A 25,438-nucleotide genomic window follows, 5' to 3' on the forward strand; every position below is an offset into this window, starting at 1 on the left:
GTGGCTACAGTCGTGTCATGACCTCGTCCACCCACTCTTCGCCCAAACCGGCATTGCTGCTGTTGTGCGGCCTGCTGTGCGACGCTGCCATCTGGCGACCGCAGCGCGCCGCGCTAGGCGATCTGGCCGATGTGCAGGTGCTGGACTTCGCGGGATTCGACAGCATCACGCGGATGGCGGCGCATGTGCTGGCCGTCGCACCGCCGCACTTTGCGCTGGCTGGGCATTCGATGGGTGGACGGGTTGCGTTGGAAATCATGCGACAGGCGCCCGCACGCGTGCTGCGGCTGGCATTGCTGGATACAGGCATCGCCCCGCGTCGCGACGGCGAACGCGAAGAGCGGCTGGCACTGGTGCGACTGGCGCATGCACAGGGCATGCAGGCGTTGGCGCAGCGCTGGTTGCCGCCGATGCTGCATCCCGATCACACCGCCAATGCCGACCTGATGGACGACTTGATGGCCATGGTGCAGCGGCAGAGCGCGCAGAGCTTCGCCGGGCAGACCAACGCGTTGTTGGAGCGCCCCGATGCGGCGCCGGTCCTCGCGCAGATCGCGTGCCCCACGTTGTTGGGGGTCGGGCGCCAGGACACGTGGAGTCCCCTGGCACGGCATCAGGACATGGCGCGGCACATTCCGCAGGCGCGGCTGGCGATCTTCGAACACTGCGGTCACATGGCGCCGATCGAAGCACCTGTCGCCGTCTGCGACGCGCTGCGCGACTGGTTGCAGGCCGCGTGATGGCGCGCCGGCCGAACGCGTGGCGTTGCCTGGTTGTTGCCGACACGCACTGCCGGCAGCGGATCAAAATTGCATTTATAAAGCCTTGAGGAACGCTGCGTGCACGAAGATGTTTCAATCATCATTGCTTGCGAACAAGTGATCCGACGGTTCGCGCTGTACAACGATCGCCAGGATCATGCTGGCCTCGCCGCGTTGTTCACCGTCGATGGCGTCTTCGCCCGCCCCAGTGCGCCGGATGCGCCCGTGCGCGGGCGCGAGGCGATCTTGCAGTCGTTTCGCGAGCGGCCACCGCGCACCACGTGCCACCTGATGCTCAATACGTTCGTCAGCGTCCAGTCGCCCACGCTGGCGCACGCACATAGCCACGTCCTGCTTTACACCGCGGGCGATACCTCCACACCGCCACCGTGGACGGCGCAATCGCCGGCACTGCTGGGCAGCTTCGATGATGTGCTGGTGCTCGACCAGGGGAACTGGCTGTTCCAGCAGCGGCTCGGGTCGCTGCTGCTTCGGGTCGGCACCGGCTGAGTCAATGCATTCCTGTTGCAGACGCCCACTTTTTGCTCACCGCAGTCCTGATCGTTCATGCCGCGTGCCGCATTCTTGCAATACTGCTTTCTCCTCCCCCCGCCGCGTTGCATCGCAGTCATCCATCCATCCGCATCGGAGATTCGCCTAGTGGAACGCGTCCGTTCGTCTGCTCGTTTTGGTTCCGTGTTGCCGCGTGCGCTGTCGCGTCGTCAACCTGCATTGATCATCGCTGCCTTGCTTGTCGCGGCGTCGCCAGCGGCATGGGCGCAGGCCGTGCCGGAAACTGCGGCGGTACCCCAGGGCATCAACCTCGGCGGGACCAGCTTCTTTGATGGGTATAGTTCCATGAAGCCCGGATGGACAGCCATCGAATATCTGCGGCACTCAGATTTCGATGCGGTCAAGGATGCGAACGGCGACAATTCGCCGGCGTTCCGCGATCCCAATATTGGCGTCAGCGTGGCCTTGACCCAGCTCATTTACGTCACGCCGTACACCTGGAAAGGCGGTGTGTTGAGCCTCAACACCATCGTGCCGCTGGTCAACTACGACACCTCTTTCGGCGCCGATAGCCCGGTGCGCTTGAGCAGCAATGGTTTCGGCATGGGCGATATTTCGTTCGGGCCGGCGCTGCAGATGCCACCGGTCATGCGCGATGGGCGGTTGTTCTTCATCCAGCGATTTGCCGTCGACGCATTCGCGCCCGTGGGCAAGTTCGATCGCGATACCGCCATCAACCAGAGCACCGGTTTCTGGTCGGTCGTCCCGCACTGGGCCTTCACCGTGCAGCCCAGTGACAACTGGGAAATCAGCGGGCGGGTGAATTACCTCTACAACTTCCGCAGCAACCGCGCTGGCGGCGTGCCGCCGGTTCCCGGCTTCCGCTTTCGCAATGGTCAGGCCGGCGATGCGCTGTGGGCCAATTTCGCCAGCTCGGTCAAGGTCACCGAACAGCTGCGCGTCGGCATCAATGGGTTTTATCTGCAGCAGCTGAAAGACAACCGCACCAACGGCGAACGCGTGGCGGACAGCAAGCGCAGGCAGTTCTACGCGGGCCCCGGGCTGTCCTGGCGATTCGACGAAAAGAATCTGCTCAATTTCAACGTCTATCTCCCGATCGATGTCCAGAACTCGGTGGCGGGCAATACCTACAACCTGATGTTCGTGCACTCGCTGTAACGCGCAAAGGCTGTGCGCCCCCCATTGCCAGCGCCGTGGTGGCGTTAATGGGGGGCGCCGATGCGAGGTGCCGAATGGATCGGCTTGCGCTGTGCGCTCAAGGTCATCGATCAATCTATGGCGATGCCCGTGCAACGGGACCAATCATCGCAACACGGTCGTCTCAGATTCCCATGCTATGCCGTTGGGTGTTGGCGTGTTCGCGGAACAGCAACTCCGCGCGCGCGGCGTCGCGTTGTTCGATGGCCGATACGATGGCGCCGTGTTGCCTGTGTCCGTAATACAGATCGTCGTAGGCGAGCGTGGCGGAGCGTTGGCCGAACACCACGTTGATCGGGCTGACGAACGGCACCAGTGTGCACCGTTCCACGGTTTCGATGAGGATCGGCTTGTTGGCCGCCACCACGATGGCGCGATGGAAACGGGCGTTCATCGCGCCATAGGCCTGCTCATCGTCGGCGCAGAGGCTGCGGCCGGCCAGGATGCGGTCGCCTTCGCCCAGGCAGGCATGCAGTGTGGCAAGTAACGCCGCAGAGGCGCCCTGTTCGGCCACCGTGCGCGCGGCCATGCCTTCCATCAGTGCGCGCACTGCCAGGGCATCCAGGCTTTCCTGCTGGCTGAAACGCCTGACCGCATAACCGCGGTTACCCGCCTGCACCAGCAAGCCTTCCTGGCATAACGCAGGCAGGGCCTGACGGATCGGCGTGCGTGAAATCCCCAGGCGCTCGGCCAGCGCCGCCTCGGTGATGCGCTCGCCGGGGGCAAAGGTGCCGGACAGGATCAATTCGCGCAGTTGCTGGATCGCTTGCGATCGGTGGTTGTTCGCCATTGGCTACATTCTCTCGCGCCATACCGCAGCGCACGTTCCTTCGAAAGGGAAAACTCGCAATTACTGGTATAAAAAAAACTTGCGGACGAGATCGCTTAATGGCAATTTGGATCCCAAGGATACCGTTTTGGCGATCCGTAGTCGTTGGTCTTCCTCTTTGGGATCCATTGCGGTGCAGGTCCCGATTCACACACTGATGCGCGCCCGCCCTGATCAGCGCCCGGGCCGCGTCGCAGGAGCGCAGCATGGCAAGCATCATCGGCGGCATCGGGACCTCGCACGTTCCCACCATCGGGGTCGCCTACGACAGGGGCAAGCAGCAGGATCCGGTGTGGAAGCCCCTGTTCGACGGCTACACGCCAGTAGCCGAGTGGCTGGCCGAACAACGGGCCGACGTGCTGGTGTTTTTCTACAACGACCACTGCACGACCTTCTTCTTCGATCTGTACCCCACCTTCGCGTTGGGCGTGGGCGAGCGCTTCCCGGTTGCCGATGAGGGGGCGGGGCTGCGCAACCTGCCGCCGATTCGCGGCGATGTGCAGTTGCAGGCACATATCGCCGAATGCCTGGTCAATGACGAATTCGACCTCACCGTCTTCCAGGACAAGCCCATCGACCATGGCTGTGCGGCGCCGCTGCCGCTGCTATGGCCGCATGTGCCGGACTGGCCGGGCACGGTGGTGCCGATCGCCATCAACGTGCTGCAGTACCCGCTGCCGACAGCGCGTCGCTGTTATCGCCTGGGCCAGGCGGTGCGTCGGGCGATCGAGTCGTATCCGGAAGATCTCAGGGTGGTGGTGGTGGGCACCGGTGGGCTATCGCATCAGATCCATGGCGAGCGCACCGGTTTCAACAATACCGATTGGGACATGGAATTTCTCGACCGGTTCCAGCACGCGCCGGAGACCCTCACCGATCTCACCCACACCGACTACGTGCGCCTGGGCGGTGCAGAGAGCGTGGAGCAGATCATGTGGCTGGCGATGCGCGGCGCGCTGGATGGGCCGATCCGCAAGCTGCACCAGAACTACTACCTGATGACCACGACCGCCATGACCGTGGTGCTGTACGAGCCGGGCGAAGAGGCCGCCGACGCGCCGCGTTCGGCCGAATGGCTTGCGCGCACTGCCCACGCGGCATGAGGAGACGCTGATGAATCCGCAAACACATGGTATGGAGCAGATCGGCGGCACGTATCTGTTCGATCTGCGTACCAGCAATCGCGCGCTGCGCCTGAACCGGTTCTTCTGGCACATGATCCGCGCGCCGTGGCGCGATCGCTTTTTGCAGGATGCGGAAGTCTTGATGCAGGAAGCCGACCTCACCGAGCAGGAGAAGGCGCTGATCCGTGCACGCGACTGGCTTGGCCTGGTGCAGTACGGCGCCAACTTCTTCGTCATCGAAAAATTCGCGCGTGTGGTGCGCATGACCAATCTGCAGGTTTACGCCATCATGCGCGGAGAATCGTTCGAAGACTTCATGCAGACGCGGCGTGTGCCCCATGCGCGCTGAGTTGCGCGTACCGGCTGTGCGCCGCATCGCCGCGTTACCCGACTCCCTAACGTAAGGCCCACCTCCATGACCATGTCCTCCGTGTTCTTCGAACACCGCATCAAGGTGCGGCATCTGCGTGTCATCGAAGCGCTGGACCGGCAAAAAAGCCTGTTGCGCGCCTCACGCGTTTTGAATGTCACCCAGCCCGCGCTCACGCGTGCCCTGCAGGAGATCGAAGAGATCGTCGGTGCGCCGTTGTTCGAGCGGCATTCGCGCGGTGTGCGTCCTAATGCAATGGGCGAGGTGCTGGTGCAGACCGCGCATGTGGTGCTGGGCCAGCTACGGCGCGCTCAGGACACCTTCGAAGGGCTTCTGCAGGACGATGCGCTCACGATTACGGTCGGCGCCTTGCCGGTGGCGGCCAGCGGTTTGCTGCCGGCGGTGTTGGCCGCGTTGTATCGCACCGAACCTACGCTACGAGTGCGTCTGCTGCATGGCCGTACCGACGAGCTGTTGCCCAAGTTGGCCGGTAACGAAATCGATCTGGTGGTCGGGCGCTTGTATCCGCTGGCTCGCTACGACGCACTGATTCGCAAGGTGCTCTACCAGGACCCGATTGCGCTGGTGGCACGCAGCGACCACCCGCTGTTCGCCAATGGCCCGGTGCGCATTGCCGAAGCGGCGGCGTACCGGCAGGTATTGCCGACCCTGAGTCAGCATGTCGAACGCGATGTGGCACAGGTCATGCGCGAACACGGCTTGGCAATGCGCGATCAGCTGCGTTCCAGCTCGGCCAGTTTCACGCGTGAAATTCTGCTCGGTACCGACAGCATTGCGGTAATGCCGAGCATGATGGTGGCCGGCGACCTCGCACGAGGCGAGTTGCGTGCCTTCCAGCTGCAGCAGCCCTCGCAGGCGCGCGCAGGTGGGGTGATCTACCGAGATGGCGGTGCAATCCACAAGCCCGGCGTGCGCTTGCTGATGCGCGAGCTGGAGCACCAACTCGCGCTCATGGCCGGACAGGGTGCGGTATGGGTGGATGAACATATCGGCGAAGACGACGTTCTGCTGGACGCGTCTGCGTGATCGCATAGAGTTCTGCTCATGGTGACGTGCGTCGAACTCATCGCGGCCAGATACCTCGGACAGTGCACAGTGCTACAGCAACGGGCGGCCCAGCCTGCCCGTTGTGCCGTTCGGGGGCGTACTCGCGCCGACGCGATGGCACGCTGCGTCGCACATCAGGTCTCGCTGACCAAAGCGTCCCTCAAACGCGCTTTCTGCAACTTGCCGGTTGCAGTGCGCGGCAATGCATCCACCAACCGCAGGTGCTTGGGCACCTTGTACTTGGCCAGCCGCGCGGTCAGATAGCGACGAATCTCCTCCAAATCCAGCGCCTCATCGGCCGGCACGATCGCCAGATAGCCCACCTCGCCCCATTGTTGATCGGCCATGCCGACCACGGCGCATTCGCGGATGCTCGGGTGCTGGGCGAGCACCGCTTCGATCTCTGCCGGATACACGTTCTCGCCCCCGGAAATGAACATGTCCTTCTTGCGGTCGACCACCCAGAAAAAGCCGTCGGCATCGCGCTGCACGATATCGCCGGTACGGAACCATCCCTGCTCATCGAGCACCTCGGCGCTGGCTTGCGGGTCGCGCCAGTAACCGGGGCTGAGATTGGGGCCGCGCAATAGCAGCTCACCGGGAACCCCCGCCGGGCAGTCGTCGCCATTGTCATCGACCACGCGCGTTTGCACCGATGGCGATGCGATGCCGGCAGCGCCCAGCTTGTTGCGGATCACATCGCAATTCACCGACATGCCGAACACCGTGCCTGCCTCGCTCATGCCGAAGCCGCAGACCATCGGGATGCCGTCCTCCAGCCAGCCGAGCAGATCGTCGTTGGCGTGCGGAGCACCGCCGCTGACCAATGCGGTGAGATGACGTAGCGCTGCCGCATCGAATCCGGGTTGATTGCGAAACGCCTGCATCATCTGCGGCACGCCGACATAGTGGGTGATACCCAATGCTCGGTCGGCCAGCCAGCCCAACGTGCGTTGAGGCTCGAAGCCATTGGACACCTGGATCGAGCCGCCCACCGCCAGCACCGGACGCACATTGGTGACCAGACCGATGATGTGAAACATCGGCGCTTCGCACAGAAAGCTGCTGCTCGCGTCCACCCGCGTGGTGACACCGAAGTTGTGTGCCGTGTGCCGCAAATTCTGCTCGCTCAGCATCACGCCCTTGGGCTGACCGGAGGTGCCGGAGGTGAACAGGATCAGGCTGATCTGATCCGGTGGAATCGACGGCGTGTCAGCGGGCTCCAGGGCATCGGCACTTGCGATGAAATCCGCCAAGGCTTCCACGTCCGTGCGACCGGCAGCGACATCATCGCGCAGCAGCAGATGCGGCTCGGCGCGCTGGAGCAGCGCATCCAGCTCGGTTGCGCTTAGTCGCCAATTGAGCGGGACATAGAGCGCGCCGACCCGCCCGCAGGCGAAATGCAGTGCCACTTGCCACACCGAATTGCGCGCCAATACCGCCAGCCGCTCCCCATCGACGCAGCCACGCTTGCGCAGCAACGCAGCCAGGCGGCCGACCAACGCATCGAGTTCGGCGTAGGTCCATTCGATGCCCAGCATGAGATCGCGTGCGGCGAGCTGTTGCGGCGTGAGACGGGCGTGGAAAGCGATCGAGTCGGTCGGCATGGCCATGGCGCTGTCTTCTGAAATGTGAGGAGTGACTGGTTTGAGTGCGACTGCTGCGTGTGGAAGGTTTAAACGAAACGAACAGTGCGATGAGCAGATGTCGCGTGCAGGCACGCGACATACCGGCACACAGCAGGCAAACAGTGAGCAATCCAGTGGAGAAGGTGCATGCCAACGCGCAGGCATGCGCGCGCTTCCGGACGTGCGCTAGCTCAGATACATGGTCCTGGTTTCGAGGAATGCATGCAGACCTTCGACACCGCCTTCTCGGCCGATGCCCGAGTGCTTGAAGCCACCGAACGGCATACTGATGTCGACCCACATGCCGTTGATCGCATGACTGCCACTGCGCACGCGGCGCGCGATGCGATAGGCGCGTTCGGCATCCTCGCTATAGATGGTGCCGTGCAAGCCGTAGTCGCTGGCATTGGCCTTGGCGATGAGATCGGCTTCGTCGTGGTAGTCGATGAAGCTCACCACCGGGCCGAAGATTTCCTCGCGCGCGATCGTCATGTCCGGCGTGACTTCGGAAACACAGTCGGTTCGACGAAGAAACCGCGTGGCAGGTGCGCCGGGCGGCCGCCTCCCATGACCAAGCGCGCACCCTCGGCACTGCCCTGCGCGATGTAGGACTGCACGCGTTCGAGTTGGCGTCCCAGCGCCAACGGCCCCATCCCGGTGTCGGCGGCAAATGGGTCGCCTAGCTTCACTGAGCTCAATGCCGCGCAATACGCCTGCAGGATTTCCTCGCGGCGTTGCGCGGGCACCAGGACGCGCGTCAACGAAAAGCACACCTGTCCGGCGATCGGCATGGAGTAGGGCACCAAGGTGGGGAGCACCTTGGCGATGTCGGCATCTTCCAGCACGATCGCCGCCGATTTGCCGCCCAGCTCCAGGCCAACCCGCGCCAGACGCTCGGCGCAGGCGATGCCGATCAAGCGCCCGGCTTGGGTGGAGCCGGTGAACGTGACCTTGTCCACGTGCGGGTGGCGGATCAACTGCTCGCCGACCTCGCGGCCGGCGGGGAGCAGGTTGAACACCCCGTCGGGGACGCCGGCAGCGCTGATGCATTCGGCCAGGATGTAGGCATCGATCGGCGTTTCCGGCGAGGGTTTGGCCACCACCGTGCAGCCGGCAGCCAGTGCGGCGGCGACCTTGTAGCACAGCAACACCAGCGGCGCGTTCCAGGGCGTGATTGCGGCGACCACCCCGACCGGGTCCTGCACCACATGCACGCGGCCGCCGTTGGGACGCACCCGCGGTTCGACGAATGCATGGGTGGTAATCAGATCGCCGTAGTAATCGAATAAATCCGGTGCCTGCTGCGACGCACGCTTGCTGAAGCCGATCGTGGCACCCACCTGGCCCGTCCATGCTTCGGCCAGTTCCGGCATGCGTGCGCGCAAGTGTTCGGCAACCCGCTTGAGCACCACGCTGCGTTCTTGCGGGGAGAGCTGCGGCCAGGGGCCGCTGTCGAACGCGCGACGCGCAGCGGCGATGGCGGCTTCGGTATCGGCATGCGAGGGTTCGGTGTAGCGCAGCAGCACTTCTTCTGTATGCGGCGCGATCACATCGACATGGCGATCGCCCGTGCTTGCCCGCCATTGTCCATCGATGAACAAGCCCAGGGGACCTCGCGCGGCAATGCCGCGCAGCGTTTCGGATAAGGCTTCCATACTCCCTCCTCGGTGCAGAAAACCACTGGCAGCGCCAGCGATGCGCGCACGACGCGCACCGCTTCGCACGCCGTAGGACGTGCTTATGCTTTGTGTTTGCTGAGGTCGTACTCGCCCAGGCCGGGCTTGTAGCTCTTCTCGTCGATGAACTGACGGATGCCCTCCTTGCGGGCGTTGTTATCGAACGAGTTGGCCGCTTCCTGCATGCGCACCAGGTAATCTTCGGCTTCGTCGTAGGTCAGGGTGCCGACGCGGCGCACCGCATCCTTGGCGTACTTGAGCGCGACCGGGTTCTTGCGCAGCAGCAGTTCGGCCACTTCGCGGGTGCGCGCTTCGAGGCGTTCCAGCGGCACGCTTTCGTTGACCAGGCGCCATTCGGCAGCTTTCTTGCCGTCCACCATCTCGCCGGTCAGGGTCATCCACATCGCATCGCGCATCGAGAGCAGTTCCACCGCGACCTTGGTGACGCCACCGCCGGGCAGGATGCCCCAGTTGATTTCCGACAGGCCGAACTGCGCCTCGTCGGCAGCAATCGCCAGGTCGCAAGCGAACAGGGGGCCGAAGCCGCCACCGAAGCACCAGCCGTTGACCATGGCGATGGTCGGTTTCTGGTACCAGCGCAGGCGACGGAACCAGCCATACGATTCGCGCTGCGAGCGACGTACGCCGCGCAGGCCCTGCGCTTCGGTTTCGCGAAAATATTCCTTCAGGTCCATGCCGGCCGACCACGCGGTGCCTTCGCCGCCGAGCACCAGCACGCCGACGTTGTCGTCGAACTCCAGCTCGTCCAGCACATCCATCATGCGGCGGTTGAGCGCCGGGCTCATCGCGTTGCGCTTGTCGGGGCGTGCGAACTTCACCCAGGCAATGCGGTTTTCGATGCGAACCGATACCACGTCATGCTCGTTCAAGCGGCGTCTCCTTTAAGTCGTGAGAGTGCTGGTGTGTTGATGGGCTCAGAGTGCTTCGGCCAGCGCGGTGTCTGGCGCGGCAGCGCGTTCCAGTGCAGCGCTGGCGTTCAATTTGCAGAGCAGGCGCAGCAGGGTCTGTTGCTCGCTGGCCTGCAGGCCGGTACAGGTCCGTTCGCCCGCGCGCGCCAGACAGCCTTTTGCCCACAGCAGCGTGCGTTCGCCCAGGTCAGTCAGATACAAGCCCTTGCTGCGCCGGTCGCGGCCGGCGAGACGTTCGATCAGCCCTTGTTCGGCCAGCGCATTGGCGATCTTCATACCGGCCGCGCGATTGACCAACAGGCGGTTACCCAGTTCGGTCTGGTCGCAGCCGGGTTGATCGCGAATGTGGATCAACGCGGTCACACGCGCTGGAGTGAGCTGCAGCTCGGCCAGTTCCTGGCGCGCGGCGTGGCTGGAGGCCAGGGCGGCCAATTGCAGCTGGTAGCCAAGATCGGCGGCAAGTGAAAGGCGAGCGGTCATCGGTCGGTCCAAATTGTATCCGTAAAATACAATCTAGCCGACCGAAGCGGGCCCTGCAAGAGGGGGCAATGGGGTGACGCGCAACACGGTGCGCGGCTGCGTAGTGCGGCCGCGCCTGCGGGAGCGCGGATTAGCGAATCAGCCAGCCGGCAAGCTGTTCGCGGGTCAGATTGCCGCTGTGATGAGTGTCGAGCGCGTCGAATTCGTCGGCCAGGGCAGGGTTGGATTGCGCTTCGGCACGGCTGATGCGGCCGTCGCCATCGGTGTCCATGGCCTGAAAATCGATACGGTAGCTGCCGACCACGCTGCTGGGCTGGATCGAACGCACGATCACGCTGGATTCGTCGCGCGGGCGCTCCAGCTCGGTTTGGTGGGTAACCTCGCCGCTGGAGAGCGGCTGGGTGCGGATGGCGCTGGGGACGTCGATCAGCGGCATGCTGCTGGCCGGTGTGGAGGCCTGTTGTGCATGCGCGGCAGTGCAGATGAACAACGACAGTGTGAGTGTGGAAACGAACTTGGCAGTGTGACGCATGGTCATCAGATCCCCCTCTGATGTGGAACAGCCGACAAGCATAGAGCTTGGCGATCCGTTTGCGGCGCGCGCGACGGTGGCGCGGCGGTTGGCGACGGCTGAGGCGTCGTTCGAGCGGGTTCTCGGGCAAACACGCGTGGTCTCGACGCTGCGGCGTTGCCGTGAAGCGGGCACTACAAATCGCATCGCGCAGTGCTCGCCGTAGGAGGCGACTCAGCCGGGGATGAAGGGAAACACGATCTTCAGCAGGCCCTTCAGGCCGCCCTCCGCAGTGCTTGCCACTGCCTTGGCACCCAGGCTGTTGAGCGCGCGGCGTACGTCGTCCCAGCGCACCTGCGCAATGTCTTTTTTAAGCAGATCCGAGACCTCTTCTGCGGTGGGCGTGAGCTTTTGCAATTCGCGCACGGTGGCTTGCGGATCCGGTTGCAGATAGCCCCAGCGTTCGGCGATTTTCAGCAGCGTGTCGAAACGCACCGCGACCACTTCGCGGTTGCGTTCGTATACCGGCAGCGCACCGACATCGAGAATGGCTTGTTCGAACTGCTGGGCATCGTCGGGATGTTCGATTCGCACCGCCAGGAATCCTTCCTTGCGGCTGCGTTCGCTGACGTGCTTTGCGCCGGAGCGCAGATTTTCTTCGGTGAGCACGTTGGCGACGATGCGCTGCATCGCGGCGTCGCCTTCTTCGGGCACCAGCGCACGCCAACGCGCATAGCCATCGCGCCGCAGTGCCTTGACCTTGGCCGAGGTCACCCGCAACTGCAATGCGACCGCTGCATTGGAGCTGTTGCGCGAGATGGCGCCGTCGCGTTCGAGCAGCACGAAGATCAATAATTCCAGGTCGCGCTTGGTCAACGACTGAAACCCCTGCAACAGGGTTAGCCGCAGAAATTCGTTGCCAAAGGCGGCCGCGTCTTTCAATTCGATCGGTTGCATGGGGAGTCCTCTACAGGTGATCTGCAGGATGCCAGGATGCTGTTGCGCGGCCTGAGAACCAATGCGACGCATCCACCAGTTTCAGTCACCGGTTTCGCGCCCGCGGCGATCGGGCCTGAACGTTTCAACTGCGCCGCGGTCCTGCAGTGTGACAAACACCTGTCGCCCATCGGCACCGCCAAATGCCACGTTGCTGGCCTTGCGACCTTTCAGCGCAACCGTGCGCAGCAGTTTGCCCTGCGGCAAGACCACTGCAATCTGCCCGGCATCGTAGCGGGCGATGTATAGATTGCCGTCGGCATCGCAGCGCATGCCGTCCATGCCGAAGTCGGGAAAGCGGATCAGCAGCCGTTTGTTGCGCAGGTTGCCATCGTCGGTACGGTCGTAGACCCACACCTTGCGCGACATGCTTTCGTTGACATACAGCTGCTTGCCGTCGGGGCTGACATCCAGGCCATTCGGTGTGGTCATGCCTGCTTCCAGCAATCGCACCACGCCGTCGCGGCTGATCTGCCACAAGCGCCCGCGGTTGTCCTTCCAATTCGGGTCGCTGGCGTAGAAGCTGCCATCGGGCGCCAGCGCCAGATCGTTTGGGCCATCGGCATCGGGCAACGCCGCGAACGTACTCACCGCGCGCGTTTGCATGTTCAGCTGCAGAATCTTGTGGCCGGTGTAATCGGCGACATACATGCTGCCGTCGCGAAAGCGGATGCCATTGCCGGTACTGCCGCTGGGCAAGGTGACGAACACCTCCGCATCTGCGCTGCCGTCTGCGTTCAGCGCAATGCGTGCGATGGTGCCGTCCTTGCCCAGATTGACTGCGTAGAGCGCGCCATCCGGACCGGCGGCCGGGCCTTCGGCATTGTGGGTGAATGCGCCATCGCCGATCAGATCGCGCGCAACGAAGGGTTTGCCGGCGGCGGTGGCGAGCGAGCTGGACAACAGCAGCGCCAGCGGCAGAAAACGACGTCGGATAACAGCAGGCATGCACGATGGTCCGGATGTGATCGCCAGCAGCGTGCCAGAACCTGCAGCGCGGCCGTGGCGGTGATCACAGGCGATCAAGTAAGGTGCGCGAGCAGTACGCCCCCCACTCGCGAAGGAGGTTCGCATGTCCGTGGAATCGATCACACGTCGCCGCTTGCTTGCCGCCTTCGGCGGTGCAGGTCTCCTGCTCGCTGCACCGACGTGGGCAGTGCCGAAGAAAAAGCCTGGAAAACCGCTGAATGTGGCGTTGGTCGGGCTGGGCAGTTATGCCAGCGAGCAGCTCGCACCGGGCCTGGCGTTGACCAAGCATTGCAAGCTGGCCGGTATCGTCACCGGCACGCCGTCGAAGATTCCGCAGTGGCAGGCCAAGTACGGCATCGCCGACCGTAATGTCTATAACTACGAGAATTTCGATCGCATCGCCGACAACGACGAGATCGACGTGGTGTATATCGTCACGCCCACGTCTCTGCATGCGCCGCTGACCTTGCGTGCCGCTGCTGCAGGCAAGCATGTATGGTGCGAAAAGCCGATGGCGATGCATGCCGGCGAATGCGAGGCGATGATTGCGGCCTGCAAGCGCAACAAGGTGGCGCTGACCATTGGCTACCGCATGCAGCACGAGCCCAATACGCGGCGCGTGATTGCGATGGCCAGCGAGAAACCGTTCGGTGCGATGCAACGCGTGCGTGCCGAGGCCGGTTACAACGGCTATCGCGATACGACCAAGGCGGACCGTCCGTGGCGGTTGCGTTCCCAGTTCGGTGGTGGCGCGATGTACGACATGGGCGTGTACCCGCTCAATGCCGCGCGTTACACCACGGGGGCCGAGCCGCTGGCAGTCACCGCCAAGCGCTGGACCGAGCGTCCCGAGTTGTTCGATGAAGTCGACGAACATATGGAGTTCACGCTGGAATTTCCCAATTCCGTGCGTGCGGCCTGCAAGACCAGCTTCGGTGCCGACATGAATGTGCTGCGTGCCGAATGCGAGCGCGGCTGGTACGAGCTGTCGCCGTTCCAGAGCTATCAAGGCGTGACCGGCAAGGCCAGCGACGGGCGCGTGTTCGACGCCAAGGTGCCGCATCAGCAGGCCTTGCAGATGGACGAAGACGCCTTGGCGATCATGAATGGCACACCGTTGCGTGCGCCGGGCGAAGAAGGCCTGCGCGACATCCGCATCGTCGATGCGATCTACCGCTCTGCGCGCGAGGGCAGTAAGCGCATCGTGCTGTGAGGGTGGCCCGCTCTGTTGATTAGCGGGGTGGGGACTCAGTGAGCTGAGCAAGCAGGCTTGCTCGGCTTCCGCAAAGCTGTCGTGCGGACGCGCTGTATGACATTTGGCAAGCGTTGCCAGGCGATTGTGCTGCACCACGACTGCCAAGTGCGCGGATGGAATGCCATCGTGAGGCGCATTCGTAAGCAGCTGAAAAATGCAAGGCGGATTGCAGCGGCTTTCGATCGAAGCACTCCTGATCCCATCAGCACCCGCAGCAACTCTGCCCAGCTACGCGCTTTTACGAATGCCCAATCCCGATTCCCGAATACCAGTACTCACTCCCGCATCGCCAGCACCGTGATCTCCTCGCGATCGTGATACAGCTGCTTGGCGCGCACGATCAGTGGTTTCTCTGCCTGCTGTTCGAACAGATCCAGGCACAGGCGGGTCTCGTCCCAGCGCTTTTTCATCGGCAGCTTGAGGTTGAAGATGGTGTGGCGGCACCAGCCTTCGCGCACCCAGGTGGCCATGCGTTCGGCCACGCGGCGCGGTTGCTCGACCATGTCGCAGACCATCCAGTCCAGCGGTTGCGCCGGCTTCCAGTGGAAGCCGTCGGCACGCAGATGCTCCACCAGCCCGGTCTCCAGCACATGCTCGCGCAGCGGGCCGTTGTCGACGCTGGTGACGTGCAGGTGTTGCCGCGTCAGCACCCAGGTCCAGCCGCCGGGCGCAGCGCCCAGATCGGCCGCGCGCATGCCGGGTTTGACCAGTGCGTCGCGTTCTTCGGGCGTGAGCAGCGTCAGCAAGGCTTCGTCGAGCTTGAGAGCAGAGCGCGACGGCGCTTCCGGTAGCAGCTTCAGGCGTGGAATGCCCAATGGCCACGGTGCGCTGTCGGCGCTGTCGGCAATGGCCAGCAAGGCGTGGTCGCCATCGAGAAAACAGATGTGCAGGCGCGGTTGGCGTGCCTGCGGCTTGTCGCTGAGCAGGCCGGCCTTGCGCAGGGCCGGGCGCAGCGCATTGCCGAAGCTGCGCGCCAGTCCAGCCAACGGCTTGCCCGCGTCCGAATCCGGATGTTCTACCCACAGATCGCCGAAGCGTGGCTGTCCGTCCAGCGCGGCCAGGATGGGGGTGATGCGGTCCTTGGGGTCGATGCCTTTCAACTCGGCAATCACGACCAGCTTCTGCCGCGCGAAGATCAACTCGCGCCATTGCAGCCTTACAGCAAGTTGTGCGGCTTCGTCGCAGACGAACAGCACATAGCCGTCGTTGCGCTGGGTGCGCGCATAACCGGCAATCCCGACGAATGCAGCGCGCGCACTCAGTTCTGCGGCAAGCTCAGGTTCGAAGCCCTGGCGGCAGTAACACAGCAGGCCGCTCATCGCTGTGCCCGCAATGTGCCAGCAGCGCACCTGCAATCAATAGTGATCACCGCCGCCCTCGCCGTAGTTGCGCAGCACCGCGCAGGCCTGGTCGCGCAGCACGTCGCGCACCACCTCGATGCCGCGGCGGCTCAATTCGCCCACCCAGTCAGCCGGCAACGGGCCTTCGTCGAATTGCGTCAGCGCCATCACGTCCTCGGCGCGCGCGCCGATCAGCAGACGGTCGATGCCGGCCCATACAGTGGCGCCATAGCACTGGCAGCACGGCTGCGCGGAGGCGGCCAGCGTCACCGGCGACAGCACATCGTTCAGGCGTGGTGTCTGCAGCCGTTGCTGCGCGAGCATGTAGGCCATGTTTTCAGCATGCGCCAGCGAGGTGGTTTGCGGCACAACGCGGTTCACTGCAGCGGCGATGATGCGGTGGTCCGGGCCGAACACGACCGCACCGAAGGGGCCGCCGCTGCGTTCGCGCACATTCATCCGCGACAGCTCGATCGCCAGCGCCACCTTGTCGTCATCGCTGGGATAGGCGCGGCTGTCGTCGACATGCGCGTGGATCCAGTCGGGCAGCGTGAGATGGACTTGCGTGTAAAGCATCAGTGGACCGTTTCTGTTGGGGGAGTGGCGGGGCGCAGTGTATCGGCCTGCGCGTCCTTTGCGGCGCATTGCCCGGCCACGCATTGGCAGGCACTGATCTCGCGGAAGCCGCACACGCTCATCATGCCGCTGGCCTGGCACTGCGCCAGCACGCCGTTGGGGTCGGTGGCGCTGTTGACGTTGACGCAGGCCGGAAACGCACCGCAACAGTTGCCGACGTTCTTCACCGTGCAATCGGCATCGGTGCGGCAGGTGGTGGTGACCGTGACCGGTTTGGCTGGCGCCGGGATGCTGGCCGCTGGCGGCGTGGCCGCATCGGTCGGCGGCGTTGCCACACATCCAATCGCGGCAAGACAGGACAGCAATAACAGGCTGCTTAGACACCAGGACAGAAGGCGGGACATGCGGCTGCTCCGATCAGGCCATATGAGAGGCCATGGTAAGCCCACGCCGCGTGCAGGGTGGGAACGGCAGGCAGGCTCTGTGCCGACAAGCCGCAGGCGGCTTACAGATACGCTCTCGTATGCGGGCGACGGCGCAGTGCTCGCGTGGCGCCTGATCAGCACGCAGCGCCTGGCCATCAGCGATCAAGGCTGCCGGAATCCTAGACCTGCCTGCTCGGTGCAGGTGACGAATGGCAGCGGGAAGGGGTGTGGCCGTGTCCTGCGGGACGCAGTCTTGCAGCGTGGTCGCGCATGCGCGTCAGTGGCCGGCATCACGCGCTGGCGCATGCAATGCCGCGCACCACAACACGCCGACCAGCAAGCAGGTGATCGCCGCCAGCTCCAACGGCGTGGGCAGGCGCATCTCCCAGACAAAGCCGTACAGCAACGCAAACACCGTCTCGAATACGATCATCTGCCCGACCAGGGTCAGCGGCAGCACGCGGCTGGCGCGATTCCACAGCGCGTTGCCAATCACCGAGGCCAGGATGCCCAGCAACAGCGACACCCCCCAGAAACTGGCCCATTCGAGCGGCGCATGCGCTGCGCTGCCGATCAGGGCCGCGGGCGCCAGCAACAACGCCAATGCGCCGGTGACCAGGCCGGTGAGCAGCGACCAGTCGTCGCCGGACAGATCCGGGCGCCGCCGCAACCAGCGCGCATTGGCGATCGAATACGCCGACCACGACATCAGCGCACCAAACGCGCACAGCAAGCCGGCGATGCGGGTGAGGCGGTCGTTCGCCTGCTGGCCGGGGCCGTCCTGCACGGTGTCCAGCGCCACCAATGCCACGCCGATCACGCACAGCACGCAAGGAGCAGCCAGATGTCGCAATTGCAACGCACCCGCGGCACGCGTACCGATCACCGTGATCACCACCGGCAATAGCCCGATGATCAGCGCAGTTGCCGCGCTGCCCGCCCACTGCACGGCGCTGCCGAGCAGCACGTAATACATCAGATTGCCCATCAGGCTCAGGCGCACCAGCGCCCACCATTCAGCGCGACCCAGCCGCGCAGCGGTCTGCCGCGCGCGTGGCGCCAGCACCACTGCCGCCACCGCGCCATACGCCAGATAGCGCGCCACCGTCAATTGCAGCGGCGTAAATGCGGCCAGCAACTGCGGTGCCAGAAACACCAGTCCCCATAGCGCGCCCGCACCGATTCCACAGGCAACACCCACCATCCAGCGATCACGCATCATGCTGTTCCTCTGAGCATGCATCGCAGCGTGCCGTGCGGCAGGTGGTTGATCAAGGCGAGCGCTGCAGAACGTTGAACGTCGCCAAGTCGTATCGATGTGCTGCCGTGCGCCGCGGGCCGAGCGCTACAGGTGCGATTGCGTCGATCGATCGAGCGATGCCAGATGGCCTGGAGAGATCCAATGCGTGGCGAATCGTTGTCCAGCGTCGGCGCTGAGGCCGGGAAGAGCGTGTGATAAGACGAAGATGCTGCGTCCGCAGCCGTGCCGCCCGGTCGCGGTAGCCGCGACGCCCTCCTTGCAAGGGCGCCGCTGTCTTTCTTTGTTGTTACTTGGCCCAGGTATCGCGCAAGGTCACGCTACGGTTGAACACCGGCGTGGCTGCGCTGTGGTCGCGGCGGTCGGCGACGAAGTAGCCGGTGCGCTCGAACTGGAACGCCTGCTCCGGCGCTGCCAGCGCTGCGCTCGGCTCCACGTAGCCGCGCACGTTGCGCTTGGACTCGGGGTTGAGATAGTCGCGGTAGGTCTTGCCTTCGGATTCGTCGTCGGGCTTTTCCACCGAGAACAGACGGTCGTAAAGGCGGATTTCCGCTTCCACCGCATGCGCGGCGCTGACCCAATGGATGGTGCCCTTGACCTTGCGGTTGGCGCCCTCCATGCCTGGGCGCGATTCCGGATCCAGCCAGCCGCGCAGTTCGACGATCTCGCCCGCTTCGTTCTTGATCACCTCATCCACGCGTGCAATGCCTGCGCCGCGCAGACGGATTTCGCCGCCCGGCACCAGACGCTTCCAGCCCTTGGGCGGAACTTCAGCGAAATCCTCGCGTTCGATCCACAGTTCGCGCGCAAACGGCACCTCGCGCGTGCCGAAGCTCTCGTCCTTGGGATGATTGGAAAACTGCAGCGTCTCGGTGTGGCCCTCGGGCAGGTTGGTCAACACCAGCTTGAGCGGGTCGATCACCGCCATGCGGCGTGCTGCGGCGGCATCCAGATCTTCGCGCAGGCAGCCTTCCAGTACCGAGAAATCGATCAGCGAGTTCTGCTTGCTGATGCCCACGCGGTCCACGAACAGGCGCATCGCCGCCGGCGTATAGCCGCGACGACGCAGGCCCTGCAGCGTGTACATGCGCGGGTCGTCCCAGCCATCCACCAGCTGTTCTTCCACCAGCGCGGTGAGCTTGCGCTTGCTCATCACGGTGTAGTTGATGTTGAGGCGCGAAAACTCGATCTGACGCGGTTTGGCCGCTTCGCGCGGCAGGCCCTTGTCCAGCAGCGGCTGCAGCAAGTCCGGGTGGCCGGCCAGGTCCACCTTGTCCACGCACCAGTCGTACAGCGGGCGATGGTCTTCGAATTCCAGCGTGCACAGCGAGTGGGTGATGCCTTCCACCGCATCGCCCAGCGAATGCGCAAAGTCGTACATCGGGTAGATCGGCCAGGTGTTGCCGGTGTTCTGGTGCTCCACATGCTTGATGCGGTACAGCGCCGGGTCGCGCAGGTTGATGTTGCCGTTGGCCATGTCGATCTTCGCGCGCAGGGTGCGTGCGCCATCGGGGAATTCGCCCGCGCGCATGCGGCCGAACAGGTCCAGGTTTTCCTCGACGCTGCGCTCGCGGAACGGCGAATTGCGGCCGGGCTCGGTCAGCGTGCCGCGGTATTCGCGGACCTGTTCTGCGGAGAGGTCGCAGACGAAGGCGTGGCCATCGCGGATCAGCTTCTGCGCGGCCAGGTAATACACCTCGAAGTAGTCCGAGGCGTGGCGCAACTGCGCCCAGTCGTAGCCCAGCCAGCGCACGTCGTCCTGGATGGCGGCCGCAAACTCGGGGTCTTCCTTGGCCGGGTTGGTGTCGTCCAGGCGCAGGTTGCACAGCCCGCCGAATTCGGCGGCCAGGCCGAAGTCCAGGCAGATCGCCTTGGCATGGCCGATGTGCAGGTAGCCGTTGGGCTCGGGCGGGAAGCGGGTGCGGATGACCGTGTGCTTGCCGCTGGCCAGGTCCTCGCGAACGATCTGGCGGATGAAGTCTTTCCTCTCCGCCGGGGCGGTGGCGTCGGTGGCTGGAATCTCGGACATGCGGGGCATCGGCAATAGGTAAACCGCAAGTTTAGGCGGTGGCACCGGTTAGGGGTAGGCGGCGGCGCTGCGTGGCGGCGTTTGGCCGGTGGTTTTGGTGTGGCCGCCGTGCCGGATAGCCGCCTGCAGCTCAGGCTGGCCATGGTCGGCGCTGTTACGGCCGGCCTTGGCACGATGCAGCCAACCGCCACCCAACGCAGCCGACGGAGCTGGCGATCGGGTGCGGTGGCCGCGACCACTCCGCGGCAAGCGGTGCGTGGCCTCTCTCACGTCACGTCCGGCGTCGTCCGCGCCGGCTGGCTTGCAAGCGCTGCCTTGCGATGTGCGCTGCAGGGCAAGGCACGCCGTGCGGCCGGACATGGCTGGCGGCCATCGGCCGCGCCGCGTACGCTGCGCCGACCCGTTGGAGCGCCCCGTCCATGCCACTGCCCCGCCTGGTGATCGGCGACAAGACCCTGTCCTCCTGGTCGTTGCGGCCATGGCTGTTGTTGCGGCACTTCCAGGTGCCGTTCGAGGAAGTCGCGCTGCCGCTCGCTACGCCCGAATTCCGGGCGCGCATCGCCGGGTATTCGCCGACCCGTCAGGTGCCGGTGCTGTGGGACGACACCCTGCACGTATGGGATTCGTTGGCGATCTGCGAATACATCAACGAGCGCTGGCTGGACGGCCGCGGCTGGCCAGCCGACGTGGCCGTACGCGCGCAGGCGCGCGCTGCCGCGGCGGAAATGCACTCCGGCTTTGCGGCCTTGCGCAGCCAGCTGCCGATGAATCTGGCTCGCCCGCCCGGCCCGGCACAGTGGGATGCGGCCGCTGATCGCGACATCACGCGCATCCAGGCGCTGTGGGCCAGCCTGCGTGCAGAACACGGCCATGCCGGGCAGTTCCTGTGTGGCGGGTTCGGCATTGTCGATGCGATGTTTGCACCGGTGGCGCTGCGCTTTTCCAGCTACGGCGTACCGCTGTTCGAAGCCGCCGGCGATTATCTGGCCGCGCTGGATGCGTTGCCGGCGCTACGCGACTGGCGCAACGGCGCAGAGCGCGAACGTGCGGAGCGTGGCTGAGATGCAGATTGCCTACCGCGCCAGTCACGTCATCGATGCGCATCTGGCCAAGCACGCGCTGGAAGATGCCGGCATCACCGCCTTCGTGTTCGGCGAATCGCTACTGGGCGGCGCCGGCGAGCTACCTGCCTTCGGCGTGTTGCAGGTCTGCGTGGCCGACATGCATTTGAGCCAGGCACAGGCGGTGCTGGCGGAGATCGGCCTGTGCGGGCAGGTGACGCGGGTGGTGTGAGATGTTGCGTTGCTGCGCCGTCATTTGCGAGCCGCTCTAAAAGATCGAAAGCCCAGTTGACCGAATGTGCGCTGCCCGCACCGCGCGCAGGACACGCTTTGAATCCGTCCATGGATGCGCGATGGCCGCGTCCCTGCCGCCAACGGTCCCGCAAGCGGTGCGGACACCGCGCCAGAGGGCGTGCTGGTGGTTTGGTGAAGAGCACAGCACCGCGTCGCCTGCATGTTGGTTGCTCCTTGGAACCCTGCGCAACGACCATCTCAACTGGTCCTTGCTCGCTCACCGTCGCGTAAGCTCACAGGGACACAAGTGCAGCGTGTTCCGCGATGGCGGGGGGCAAGTGCCCTAGAGCGACGCAACAGAGCATCCGCTCGACCACTGACCTCAGCGACCTGCCGAACCAGTTCAAAACCACCAGACGTTTCGAGTTGCAGCCGCCTCAGCTCTGCTGACGCCACCCAGGCGGCGCTGCATCCGGCGCCGCCAATGCGCGCAGGCGCTTGAACAGCACGGTCGTTTCGGCCACGTTCCAGACCCGCAAGGCGACCTCGAAGGTGTCCAACGGCTTGGTCAAGAAGTCCTTGGCGCCCAGGCCCAGGGCGCGATGGCGCGCGCTGCGGCTGGGGTCGGCGGTGAGCACGATCACGGGCAGGAACTGGCCAGGGTCGGACAGCCGCGCCAGCTGCTCCAGCAATGCGTAGCCGTCCAGCTCGGGCATTTTCAGATCCAGCAGGATCAGGTCCGGCGCGAACGCCGACACCAGCCCCATCACACGCAGCGGATCGGTGGTGGCGATCACTTGCTGGAAGCCTTCGCGTTGCAGCAAGTCTTCGAGCAGCCGCACGTTGGCCGGCTCGTCGTCGACGATGAGGATGCGGGAACCGAGGATTTCGTCGCGCGTCATGCCAGCAACCTGTCGATCACGGTGAAGAATTCCGCCACATCGAGCGGCTTGGTCAGGTAGGCGCGCACGCCCTGGTCGCCCACACGCGCCAGCGTGGCAGTCGTGGCATCGGCACTGATCACCACCACCGGAATGGCCGCCATCGCCGGCTGTGCCTGCAATTCGCGCAACAGCTCTTCGCCGTTGCCATCGCTCAGGTGCAGATCCAGCAAGATCAGATCCGGCGCGCCGTGTTGCAGCAGCTCACGCGCCTGCGCCAGGCTTGCCGCTTCGAGCAGTTGCCACTGCGGGCGGCGCTCGGTGAGCGTGCGGATCAGGGCCTGGTTGGAGGGATTGTCTTCGATGCTCAATACACGGCAGATGCCGCTGCCACTGATGCTGGGCGGGAGCAGGGTGCGCGCCGGTTCACTCAGCTGCGGTTCGCCTTGCGGTAGCGAGATCCAGAAGCGCGCACCCTCGCGGCTGCTGTCCACTCCGATCTGCCCCCCCATGGCTTCGATCAAACGCTTGCTCAGTGCCAACCCCAGGCCGGTGCCTTCCACTGCAGAGCGCTCGGCACCTAGCCGTTCGAACGGTGTAAACAGGCGTTCGATCTGCGCCGGCGTCAGCCCTGCGCCCTGGTCGGTCACCGTGATGCGCACGTGCTCGCCCTCGGTGTGCGCACTCACCTGCACCTGCCCACCGATCCGATTGAACTTGACCGCGTTCGACAACAGATTGAGCAGCACCTGACGCAGCCGCTGCGCATCGGCGCGCACCGTCCACGGCCCGTCGATCGATGCCGGTTGCAACGCGATGCCATGCTTGTCTGCGTCCGGTGCGATCAGTCCCAAGGCTTCGTGCACAGCGGCGCGGACCGAGATCGGTTCCGGGCTCAGATCAAGTTGATCGGCTTCGATACGTGCGATGTCCAGCAGTTCGGTGATCAACCCGAGCAAGTGCCTGCCGGCACCGAGAATGTGCTGCAGATGCCGGCGATGACCCGGCGCGGGCAGATCCATTTCCAGCACTTGCGCATAGCCCAGGATCGCATTCAGCGGGGTCCGCAATTCATGGCTGCTGCGCGAGAGGAATTCGGTTTTTGCGCGGTTGGCGGTTTCCGCCTCGCGTCGTGCCAGTTGCGCTTCGGCTGCGCGTGCAGCCAGCAGTTCGCTGGCCTGCGCCAGACGTTGACCGACCTGGCCGAGCTCATCGCCGGCACGCGGTTGCGGTGCCAGCGGGAGACCTTCGCCGAGGCGGTCGGCGTTGGCGGCCAGGGTGCGCAGGCGCCCGGACAATGCCGAGGCGAACCAGGCCACCGCAAACACCGCGCCCAGACCGCCCAACATCGCCGCGCTCAAGGTGATGATGAGGTTGCGCTGACGCAGTCCTTGCGCCTTGGCGGTGCGGACCTGCAATTGCGCGGTTTCGTAATTGCGCAGCTCGCGCAGTTCCGCACGCAGGATGTCGAGCTTGTACTTGCCATCCCAGAGCTGCCGGATCTCTTCTTCGCGGCTCAGATCCGGTGCCAGCAAACGGCGCCACCCCTGCATTTTTTCCGCAAACAGTGGCTTGATGCGCGCAAAGCGCTGCGCTTGGCTGGGGTCGGTGATGCGTTGCGACAGACGATCGACGACGCCTTGCAGGCGTGGCTCGGCATCGCGATACGGGGTGAGGAATTCATCGCGGCGCACCAGGCGGTAACCGCGCACGCCGGCCGCGGTTTCGGCCAACAGTGCGTGTGCTTCGTACAGATCGCTCAGCACTTCCAGCGTCTGGCGCACGTCGTTTTCGGCAGCGATGCTCTGCCGCTCCACGCTGTAGATCGCCATCAATGCGACGGCCAGCAACAGTAATGGCAGGGTGACCACCGCCAAGCTCTTGCGGGTGATCGGCCAATCGTTCCAACGCACCGCCAATGCATTCATAGCGCAAGTCCGGATTGGACCGCGTAGACCGCGGCCTGGGTGCGATCTTTTACCTCAAGTTTCTGCAGGATTCGCTCCACGTGCACTTTCACTGTGCCGGGAGAAATCCCCAGTTCAGCTGCGAGGCTGGCATTCGTGAGTCCGCGCGGGAGCAGCGACAATACCTGTTTTTCGCGCTTGCTCAGTGCCCCCAGCCGATCGTCGTGCACGGATTTGCGCCGCCGCGTGGCAATCGGTTTGGCCGGTTCGGCCACCATCGCCGGCAGCAGCAGCGCGAACGCCTGCAGCGCCTGCACATCATCGTTGCCGGGTGCCGGGCGGTTCTCGTTCCATGCAATGCAGAGCATGCCGTGGGTGGTGCCCAGCGCATGGATCGGCACCCTGGCTTCGCGGATGTCCGAAGAGCGTGGCGGCATCAACCATGCCGCTTCATGGCCGTCGCCAGCGGCGCTGGCCCCTGGCGGTAAGGCACGGCCGCGGCTGGCCAGCACGTGCGCGCGGGGGCCGCGCTGTCCCAGCACCGCGCCGTGTTCCAGGCCCAGCAACAGCAGCACCCGCCCAATGACCGCATCGCAGGCCTGCTCGGGGGTTTGCGCCTGACGCAGTGCCACGGCGGCTTCCCAAAGCGCCTGCCAACGTGCGCTGTCGGAGGCTTCGCGGCGTAATGTCAGGCGCCAATCGCCAGCATTGGTGGGGGTTTCCATGAAATTGCTCTAGGCCGATCAGCATATTTGAGTATATGCCACTCGGCAGAATTGTTGGGGCTGCTTGATTTCGATACTGAGCCTGCCCGATGAGGCACCACATCAATCACACGGAGACACCCCATGCGTCGCACTCTCTTCTCTCTGGTCCTGGCTCTGGCTGCCACCCCGGCGCTGGCTGGCGGCGTGATGCATTACACCGACAAGGCCAAGCTGCCGGCTGGCGGCGAGGAGCGCGAGGTTGCCGCGCTGTTCGATACCTGGAACGCGGCGCTGGCCACCGGCAACCCGCACAAGGTGGCCGATCTGTACGCCCCGGACGGCGTGTTGCTGCCGACCGTTTCCAACGAAGTACGTGCCTCGCGCGAGCAGATCGAAAATTACTTCGAAATGTTCCTGACCAAGAAGCCGCAAGGCGTCGTCAATTACCGCACCGTGCGCGTGCTCGATGAGGACAGTGCAGTGGATGCCGGCGTGTACACCTTCACGCTGACCGACAAGGAAGGCAAGAAGAGCAATGTGCAGGCCCGCTACACCTTCGTGTACGAAAAGCGCGACGGCAAGTGGCTGATCATCAACCACCACAGCTCGGCGATGCCGGAAGTGGAGACGCGCGCGGCAGTCGCCAAGACCAAGTAATGCGGCGCAGGCGACATGCGCTGGCCAGGTAGGCTT

The 25,438-nt window shown here is 64.4% G+C and carries 25 protein-coding genes and 1 pseudogene; 10 read left to right on the plus strand and 16 right to left on the minus strand.

The annotated features are described in order from the left end of the window. Positions 1–17: 17 nt before the first annotated feature. The 3 genes from XBLMG947_RS00945 to XBLMG947_RS00955 all read left to right on the plus strand — a co-directional run bounded on the left by XBLMG947_RS00945 (position 18) and on the right by XBLMG947_RS00955 (position 2,453). A complete protein-coding gene (locus tag XBLMG947_RS00945) occupies positions 18–740 on the plus strand; it encodes an alpha/beta fold hydrolase (protein WP_065465981.1) in 723 nt (240 codons plus the stop codon). A 99-nt stretch (positions 741–839) separates the two neighbouring features. Then, the gene (locus XBLMG947_RS00950; RefSeq protein ID WP_065465982.1) at positions 840–1,271 is read left to right on the plus strand and encodes a nuclear transport factor 2 family protein; all 432 of its coding nucleotides are present in this window, start codon (positions 840–842) and stop codon (positions 1,269–1,271) included. A gap of 150 nt (positions 1,272–1,421) precedes the next feature. Continuing rightward, positions 1,422–2,453, plus strand: coding sequence for a SphA family protein (locus XBLMG947_RS00955; RefSeq protein ID WP_065465983.1), 1,032 nt, complete (start codon positions 1,422–1,424; stop codon positions 2,451–2,453). A gap of 163 nt (positions 2,454–2,616) precedes the next feature. Here the strand turns inward: XBLMG947_RS00955 and XBLMG947_RS00960 are convergent, their stop codons facing one another. Next, complete coding sequence (locus XBLMG947_RS00960; RefSeq protein WP_065465984.1) at positions 2,617–3,282, minus strand: GntR family transcriptional regulator; 666 nt, start codon at positions 3,280–3,282, stop codon at positions 2,617–2,619. Positions 3,283–3,527: 245 nt separating this feature from the next. Between XBLMG947_RS00960 and XBLMG947_RS00965 the strand changes: the two genes are divergently transcribed. The 3 genes from XBLMG947_RS00965 to XBLMG947_RS00975 all read left to right on the plus strand — a co-directional run bounded on the left by XBLMG947_RS00965 (position 3,528) and on the right by XBLMG947_RS00975 (position 5,862). After that, positions 3,528–4,424: a gallate dioxygenase gene (locus XBLMG947_RS00965; RefSeq protein ID WP_065465985.1), complete on the plus strand. Its 897-nt coding sequence runs from the start codon at positions 3,528–3,530 to the stop codon at positions 4,422–4,424. Positions 4,425–4,434: 10 nt separating this feature from the next. Then, positions 4,435–4,794, plus strand: coding sequence for a protocatechuate 3,4-dioxygenase subunit alpha (locus XBLMG947_RS00970; RefSeq protein ID WP_003487477.1), 360 nt, complete (start codon positions 4,435–4,437; stop codon positions 4,792–4,794). Positions 4,795–4,860: 66 nt separating this feature from the next. Further along, a complete protein-coding gene (locus tag XBLMG947_RS00975) occupies positions 4,861–5,862 on the plus strand; it encodes a LysR substrate-binding domain-containing protein (protein ID WP_065465986.1) in 1,002 nt (333 codons plus the stop codon). Positions 5,863–6,017: 155 nt separating this feature from the next. On the opposite strand, the gene XBLMG947_RS00980 is transcribed toward XBLMG947_RS00975, so the two are convergent. From XBLMG947_RS00980 to XBLMG947_RS01010, 7 genes and pseudogenes are all read right to left on the minus strand, one after another. Then, on the minus strand, positions 6,018–7,496 hold the full coding sequence (locus XBLMG947_RS00980) for an AMP-binding protein (protein WP_065465987.1): 1,479 nt from the start codon (positions 7,494–7,496) through the stop codon (positions 6,018–6,020). Between the two features lie 201 nt (positions 7,497–7,697). Further along, positions 7,698–9,166: pseudogene (locus tag XBLMG947_RS00985) on the minus strand (aldehyde dehydrogenase). A gap of 83 nt (positions 9,167–9,249) precedes the next feature. Beyond that, complete coding sequence (locus XBLMG947_RS00990) at positions 9,250–10,077, minus strand: p-hydroxycinnamoyl CoA hydratase/lyase (RefSeq protein ID WP_065465988.1); 828 nt, start codon at positions 10,075–10,077, stop codon at positions 9,250–9,252. 45 nt (positions 10,078–10,122) lie between these two features. Beyond that, a complete protein-coding gene (locus XBLMG947_RS00995; protein ID WP_065465989.1) occupies positions 10,123–10,596 on the minus strand; it encodes a MarR family winged helix-turn-helix transcriptional regulator in 474 nt (157 codons plus the stop codon). A 130-nt stretch (positions 10,597–10,726) separates the two neighbouring features. After that, on the minus strand, positions 10,727–11,134 hold the full coding sequence (locus XBLMG947_RS01000) for an EF-hand domain-containing protein (protein ID WP_065465990.1): 408 nt from the start codon (positions 11,132–11,134) through the stop codon (positions 10,727–10,729). A gap of 207 nt (positions 11,135–11,341) precedes the next feature. Next, positions 11,342–12,064: a hypothetical protein gene (locus XBLMG947_RS01005; protein ID WP_065465991.1), complete on the minus strand. Its 723-nt coding sequence runs from the start codon at positions 12,062–12,064 to the stop codon at positions 11,342–11,344. Positions 12,065–12,145: 81 nt separating this feature from the next. Further along, positions 12,146–13,051 carry an SMP-30/gluconolactonase/LRE family protein gene (locus XBLMG947_RS01010; RefSeq protein WP_065465992.1) on the minus strand — a complete coding sequence of 302 codons (906 nt, stop codon included), beginning with the start codon at positions 13,049–13,051 and terminating at the stop codon, positions 12,146–12,148. A gap of 124 nt (positions 13,052–13,175) precedes the next feature. On the opposite strand from XBLMG947_RS01010, the gene XBLMG947_RS01015 reads away from it, so the two are divergent. Then, the gene (locus XBLMG947_RS01015; RefSeq protein ID WP_065465993.1) at positions 13,176–14,285 is read left to right on the plus strand and encodes a Gfo/Idh/MocA family protein; all 1,110 of its coding nucleotides are present in this window, start codon (positions 13,176–13,178) and stop codon (positions 14,283–14,285) included. 317 nt (positions 14,286–14,602) lie between these two features. Here XBLMG947_RS01015 and rlmM read toward each other — a convergent pair whose 3' ends face one another. The 5 genes from rlmM to XBLMG947_RS01040 form a co-directional block, all read right to left on the minus strand. After that, positions 14,603–15,646 (minus strand): 23S rRNA (cytidine(2498)-2'-O)-methyltransferase RlmM, encoded by a 1,044-nt coding sequence (gene rlmM, locus XBLMG947_RS01020; RefSeq protein ID WP_065466052.1) that lies wholly within the window; start codon positions 15,644–15,646, stop codon positions 14,603–14,605. A gap of 36 nt (positions 15,647–15,682) precedes the next feature. Continuing rightward, positions 15,683–16,243 carry a nucleoside deaminase gene (locus XBLMG947_RS01025; RefSeq protein ID WP_065465994.1) on the minus strand — a complete coding sequence of 187 codons (561 nt, stop codon included), beginning with the start codon at positions 16,241–16,243 and terminating at the stop codon, positions 15,683–15,685. After that, a complete protein-coding gene (locus XBLMG947_RS01030) occupies positions 16,243–16,647 on the minus strand; it encodes a hypothetical protein (RefSeq protein WP_065465995.1) in 405 nt (134 codons plus the stop codon). Before XBLMG947_RS01030 ends, XBLMG947_RS01025 begins: the two co-directional genes overlap by 1 nt. Before the next feature lie 298 nt (positions 16,648–16,945). Continuing rightward, positions 16,946–17,887 carry a DMT family transporter gene (locus XBLMG947_RS01035; RefSeq protein ID WP_065466053.1) on the minus strand — a complete coding sequence of 314 codons (942 nt, stop codon included), beginning with the start codon at positions 17,885–17,887 and terminating at the stop codon, positions 16,946–16,948. A gap of 328 nt (positions 17,888–18,215) precedes the next feature. Next, positions 18,216–19,955 (minus strand): glutamine--tRNA ligase/YqeY domain fusion protein, encoded by a 1,740-nt coding sequence (locus XBLMG947_RS01040; protein ID WP_065465996.1) that lies wholly within the window; start codon positions 19,953–19,955, stop codon positions 18,216–18,218. 419 nt (positions 19,956–20,374) lie between these two features. On the opposite strand from XBLMG947_RS01040, the gene XBLMG947_RS01045 reads away from it, so the two are divergent. Continuing rightward, positions 20,375–21,016 (plus strand): glutathione S-transferase family protein, encoded by a 642-nt coding sequence (locus tag XBLMG947_RS01045; RefSeq protein WP_065466054.1) that lies wholly within the window; start codon positions 20,375–20,377, stop codon positions 21,014–21,016. 1 nt (position 21,017) lies between these two features. Continuing rightward, the gene (locus XBLMG947_RS01050) at positions 21,018–21,248 is read left to right on the plus strand and encodes a putative signal transducing protein (RefSeq protein ID WP_065465997.1); all 231 of its coding nucleotides are present in this window, start codon (positions 21,018–21,020) and stop codon (positions 21,246–21,248) included. 439 nt (positions 21,249–21,687) lie between these two features. Here the strand turns inward: XBLMG947_RS01050 and XBLMG947_RS01055 are convergent, their stop codons facing one another. The 3 genes from XBLMG947_RS01055 to XBLMG947_RS01065 are packed head-to-tail and all read right to left on the minus strand — an operon-like array spanning position 21,688 to position 24,763. Beyond that, positions 21,688–22,152, minus strand: a complete 465-nt coding sequence (locus tag XBLMG947_RS01055; RefSeq protein ID WP_017157282.1) for a response regulator — start codon at positions 22,150–22,152, stop codon at positions 21,688–21,690. Beyond that, a complete protein-coding gene (locus XBLMG947_RS01060) occupies positions 22,149–24,059 on the minus strand; it encodes an ATP-binding protein (RefSeq protein WP_065465998.1) in 1,911 nt (636 codons plus the stop codon). Before XBLMG947_RS01060 ends, XBLMG947_RS01055 begins: the two co-directional genes overlap by 4 nt. Further along, on the minus strand, positions 24,056–24,763 hold the full coding sequence (locus XBLMG947_RS01065; protein ID WP_065465999.1) for a helix-turn-helix transcriptional regulator: 708 nt from the start codon (positions 24,761–24,763) through the stop codon (positions 24,056–24,058). The genes XBLMG947_RS01060 and XBLMG947_RS01065 overlap by 4 nt, the downstream gene beginning before the upstream one ends. Positions 24,764–24,886: 123 nt before the next feature. On the opposite strand from XBLMG947_RS01065, the gene XBLMG947_RS01070 reads away from it, so the two are divergent. Beyond that, on the plus strand, positions 24,887–25,402 hold the full coding sequence (locus tag XBLMG947_RS01070) for an SgcJ/EcaC family oxidoreductase (RefSeq protein ID WP_065466000.1): 516 nt from the start codon (positions 24,887–24,889) through the stop codon (positions 25,400–25,402). Positions 25,403–25,438 lie beyond the last annotated feature (36 nt).

It is taken from the genome of Xanthomonas bromi, assembly GCF_900092025.1.
Classification (GTDB): domain Bacteria; phylum Pseudomonadota; class Gammaproteobacteria; order Xanthomonadales; family Xanthomonadaceae; genus Xanthomonas; species Xanthomonas bromi.

What these genes read in the sequence shown, in the direction of transcription:
- XBLMG947_RS01050 (WP_065465997.1), top strand. Translation starts at nt 21,018, where the DNA reads ATGCAGATTGCCTACCGCGCCAGTCACGTCATCGATGCGCATCTGGCC.
- XBLMG947_RS01055 (WP_017157282.1), bottom strand. Translation starts at nt 22,152, where the DNA reads ATGACGCGCGACGAAATCCTCGGTTCCCGCATCCTCATCGTCGACGAC.
- XBLMG947_RS01040 (WP_065465996.1), bottom strand. Translation starts at nt 19,955, where the DNA reads ATGTCCGAGATTCCAGCCACCGACGCCACCGCCCCGGCGGAGAGGAAA.
- XBLMG947_RS00975 (WP_065465986.1), top strand. Translation starts at nt 4,861, where the DNA reads ATGACCATGTCCTCCGTGTTCTTCGAACACCGCATCAAGGTGCGGCAT.
- XBLMG947_RS01035 (WP_065466053.1), bottom strand. Translation starts at nt 17,887, where the DNA reads ATGCGTGATCGCTGGATGGTGGGTGTTGCCTGTGGAATCGGTGCGGGC.
- XBLMG947_RS00980 (WP_065465987.1), bottom strand. Translation starts at nt 7,496, where the DNA reads ATGGCCATGCCGACCGACTCGATCGCTTTCCACGCCCGTCTCACGCCG.
- XBLMG947_RS01025 (WP_065465994.1), bottom strand. Translation starts at nt 16,243, where the DNA reads ATGCTTTACACGCAAGTCCATCTCACGCTGCCCGACTGGATCCACGCG.
- XBLMG947_RS01060 (WP_065465998.1), bottom strand. Translation starts at nt 24,059, where the DNA reads ATGAATGCATTGGCGGTGCGTTGGAACGATTGGCCGATCACCCGCAAG.
- XBLMG947_RS00945 (WP_065465981.1), top strand. Translation starts at nt 18, where the DNA reads ATGACCTCGTCCACCCACTCTTCGCCCAAACCGGCATTGCTGCTGTTG.
- XBLMG947_RS01015 (WP_065465993.1), top strand. Translation starts at nt 13,176, where the DNA reads ATGTCCGTGGAATCGATCACACGTCGCCGCTTGCTTGCCGCCTTCGGC.
- XBLMG947_RS01045 (WP_065466054.1), top strand. Translation starts at nt 20,375, where the DNA reads ATGCCACTGCCCCGCCTGGTGATCGGCGACAAGACCCTGTCCTCCTGG.
- XBLMG947_RS00970 (WP_003487477.1), top strand. Translation starts at nt 4,435, where the DNA reads ATGAATCCGCAAACACATGGTATGGAGCAGATCGGCGGCACGTATCTG.
- XBLMG947_RS01010 (WP_065465992.1), bottom strand. Translation starts at nt 13,051, where the DNA reads ATGCCTGCTGTTATCCGACGTCGTTTTCTGCCGCTGGCGCTGCTGTTG.
- XBLMG947_RS00995 (WP_065465989.1), bottom strand. Translation starts at nt 10,596, where the DNA reads ATGACCGCTCGCCTTTCACTTGCCGCCGATCTTGGCTACCAGCTGCAA.
- XBLMG947_RS01070 (WP_065466000.1), top strand. Translation starts at nt 24,887, where the DNA reads ATGCGTCGCACTCTCTTCTCTCTGGTCCTGGCTCTGGCTGCCACCCCG.
- XBLMG947_RS01000 (WP_065465990.1), bottom strand. Translation starts at nt 11,134, where the DNA reads ATGACCATGCGTCACACTGCCAAGTTCGTTTCCACACTCACACTGTCG.
- XBLMG947_RS01030 (WP_065465995.1), bottom strand. Translation starts at nt 16,647, where the DNA reads ATGTCCCGCCTTCTGTCCTGGTGTCTAAGCAGCCTGTTATTGCTGTCC.
- rlmM (WP_065466052.1), bottom strand. Translation starts at nt 15,646, where the DNA reads ATGAGCGGCCTGCTGTGTTACTGCCGCCAGGGCTTCGAACCTGAGCTT.
- XBLMG947_RS00965 (WP_065465985.1), top strand. Translation starts at nt 3,528, where the DNA reads ATGGCAAGCATCATCGGCGGCATCGGGACCTCGCACGTTCCCACCATC.
- XBLMG947_RS01065 (WP_065465999.1), bottom strand. Translation starts at nt 24,763, where the DNA reads ATGGAAACCCCCACCAATGCTGGCGATTGGCGCCTGACATTACGCCGC.
- XBLMG947_RS01005 (WP_065465991.1), bottom strand. Translation starts at nt 12,064, where the DNA reads ATGCAACCGATCGAATTGAAAGACGCGGCCGCCTTTGGCAACGAATTT.
- XBLMG947_RS00960 (WP_065465984.1), bottom strand. Translation starts at nt 3,282, where the DNA reads ATGGCGAACAACCACCGATCGCAAGCGATCCAGCAACTGCGCGAATTG.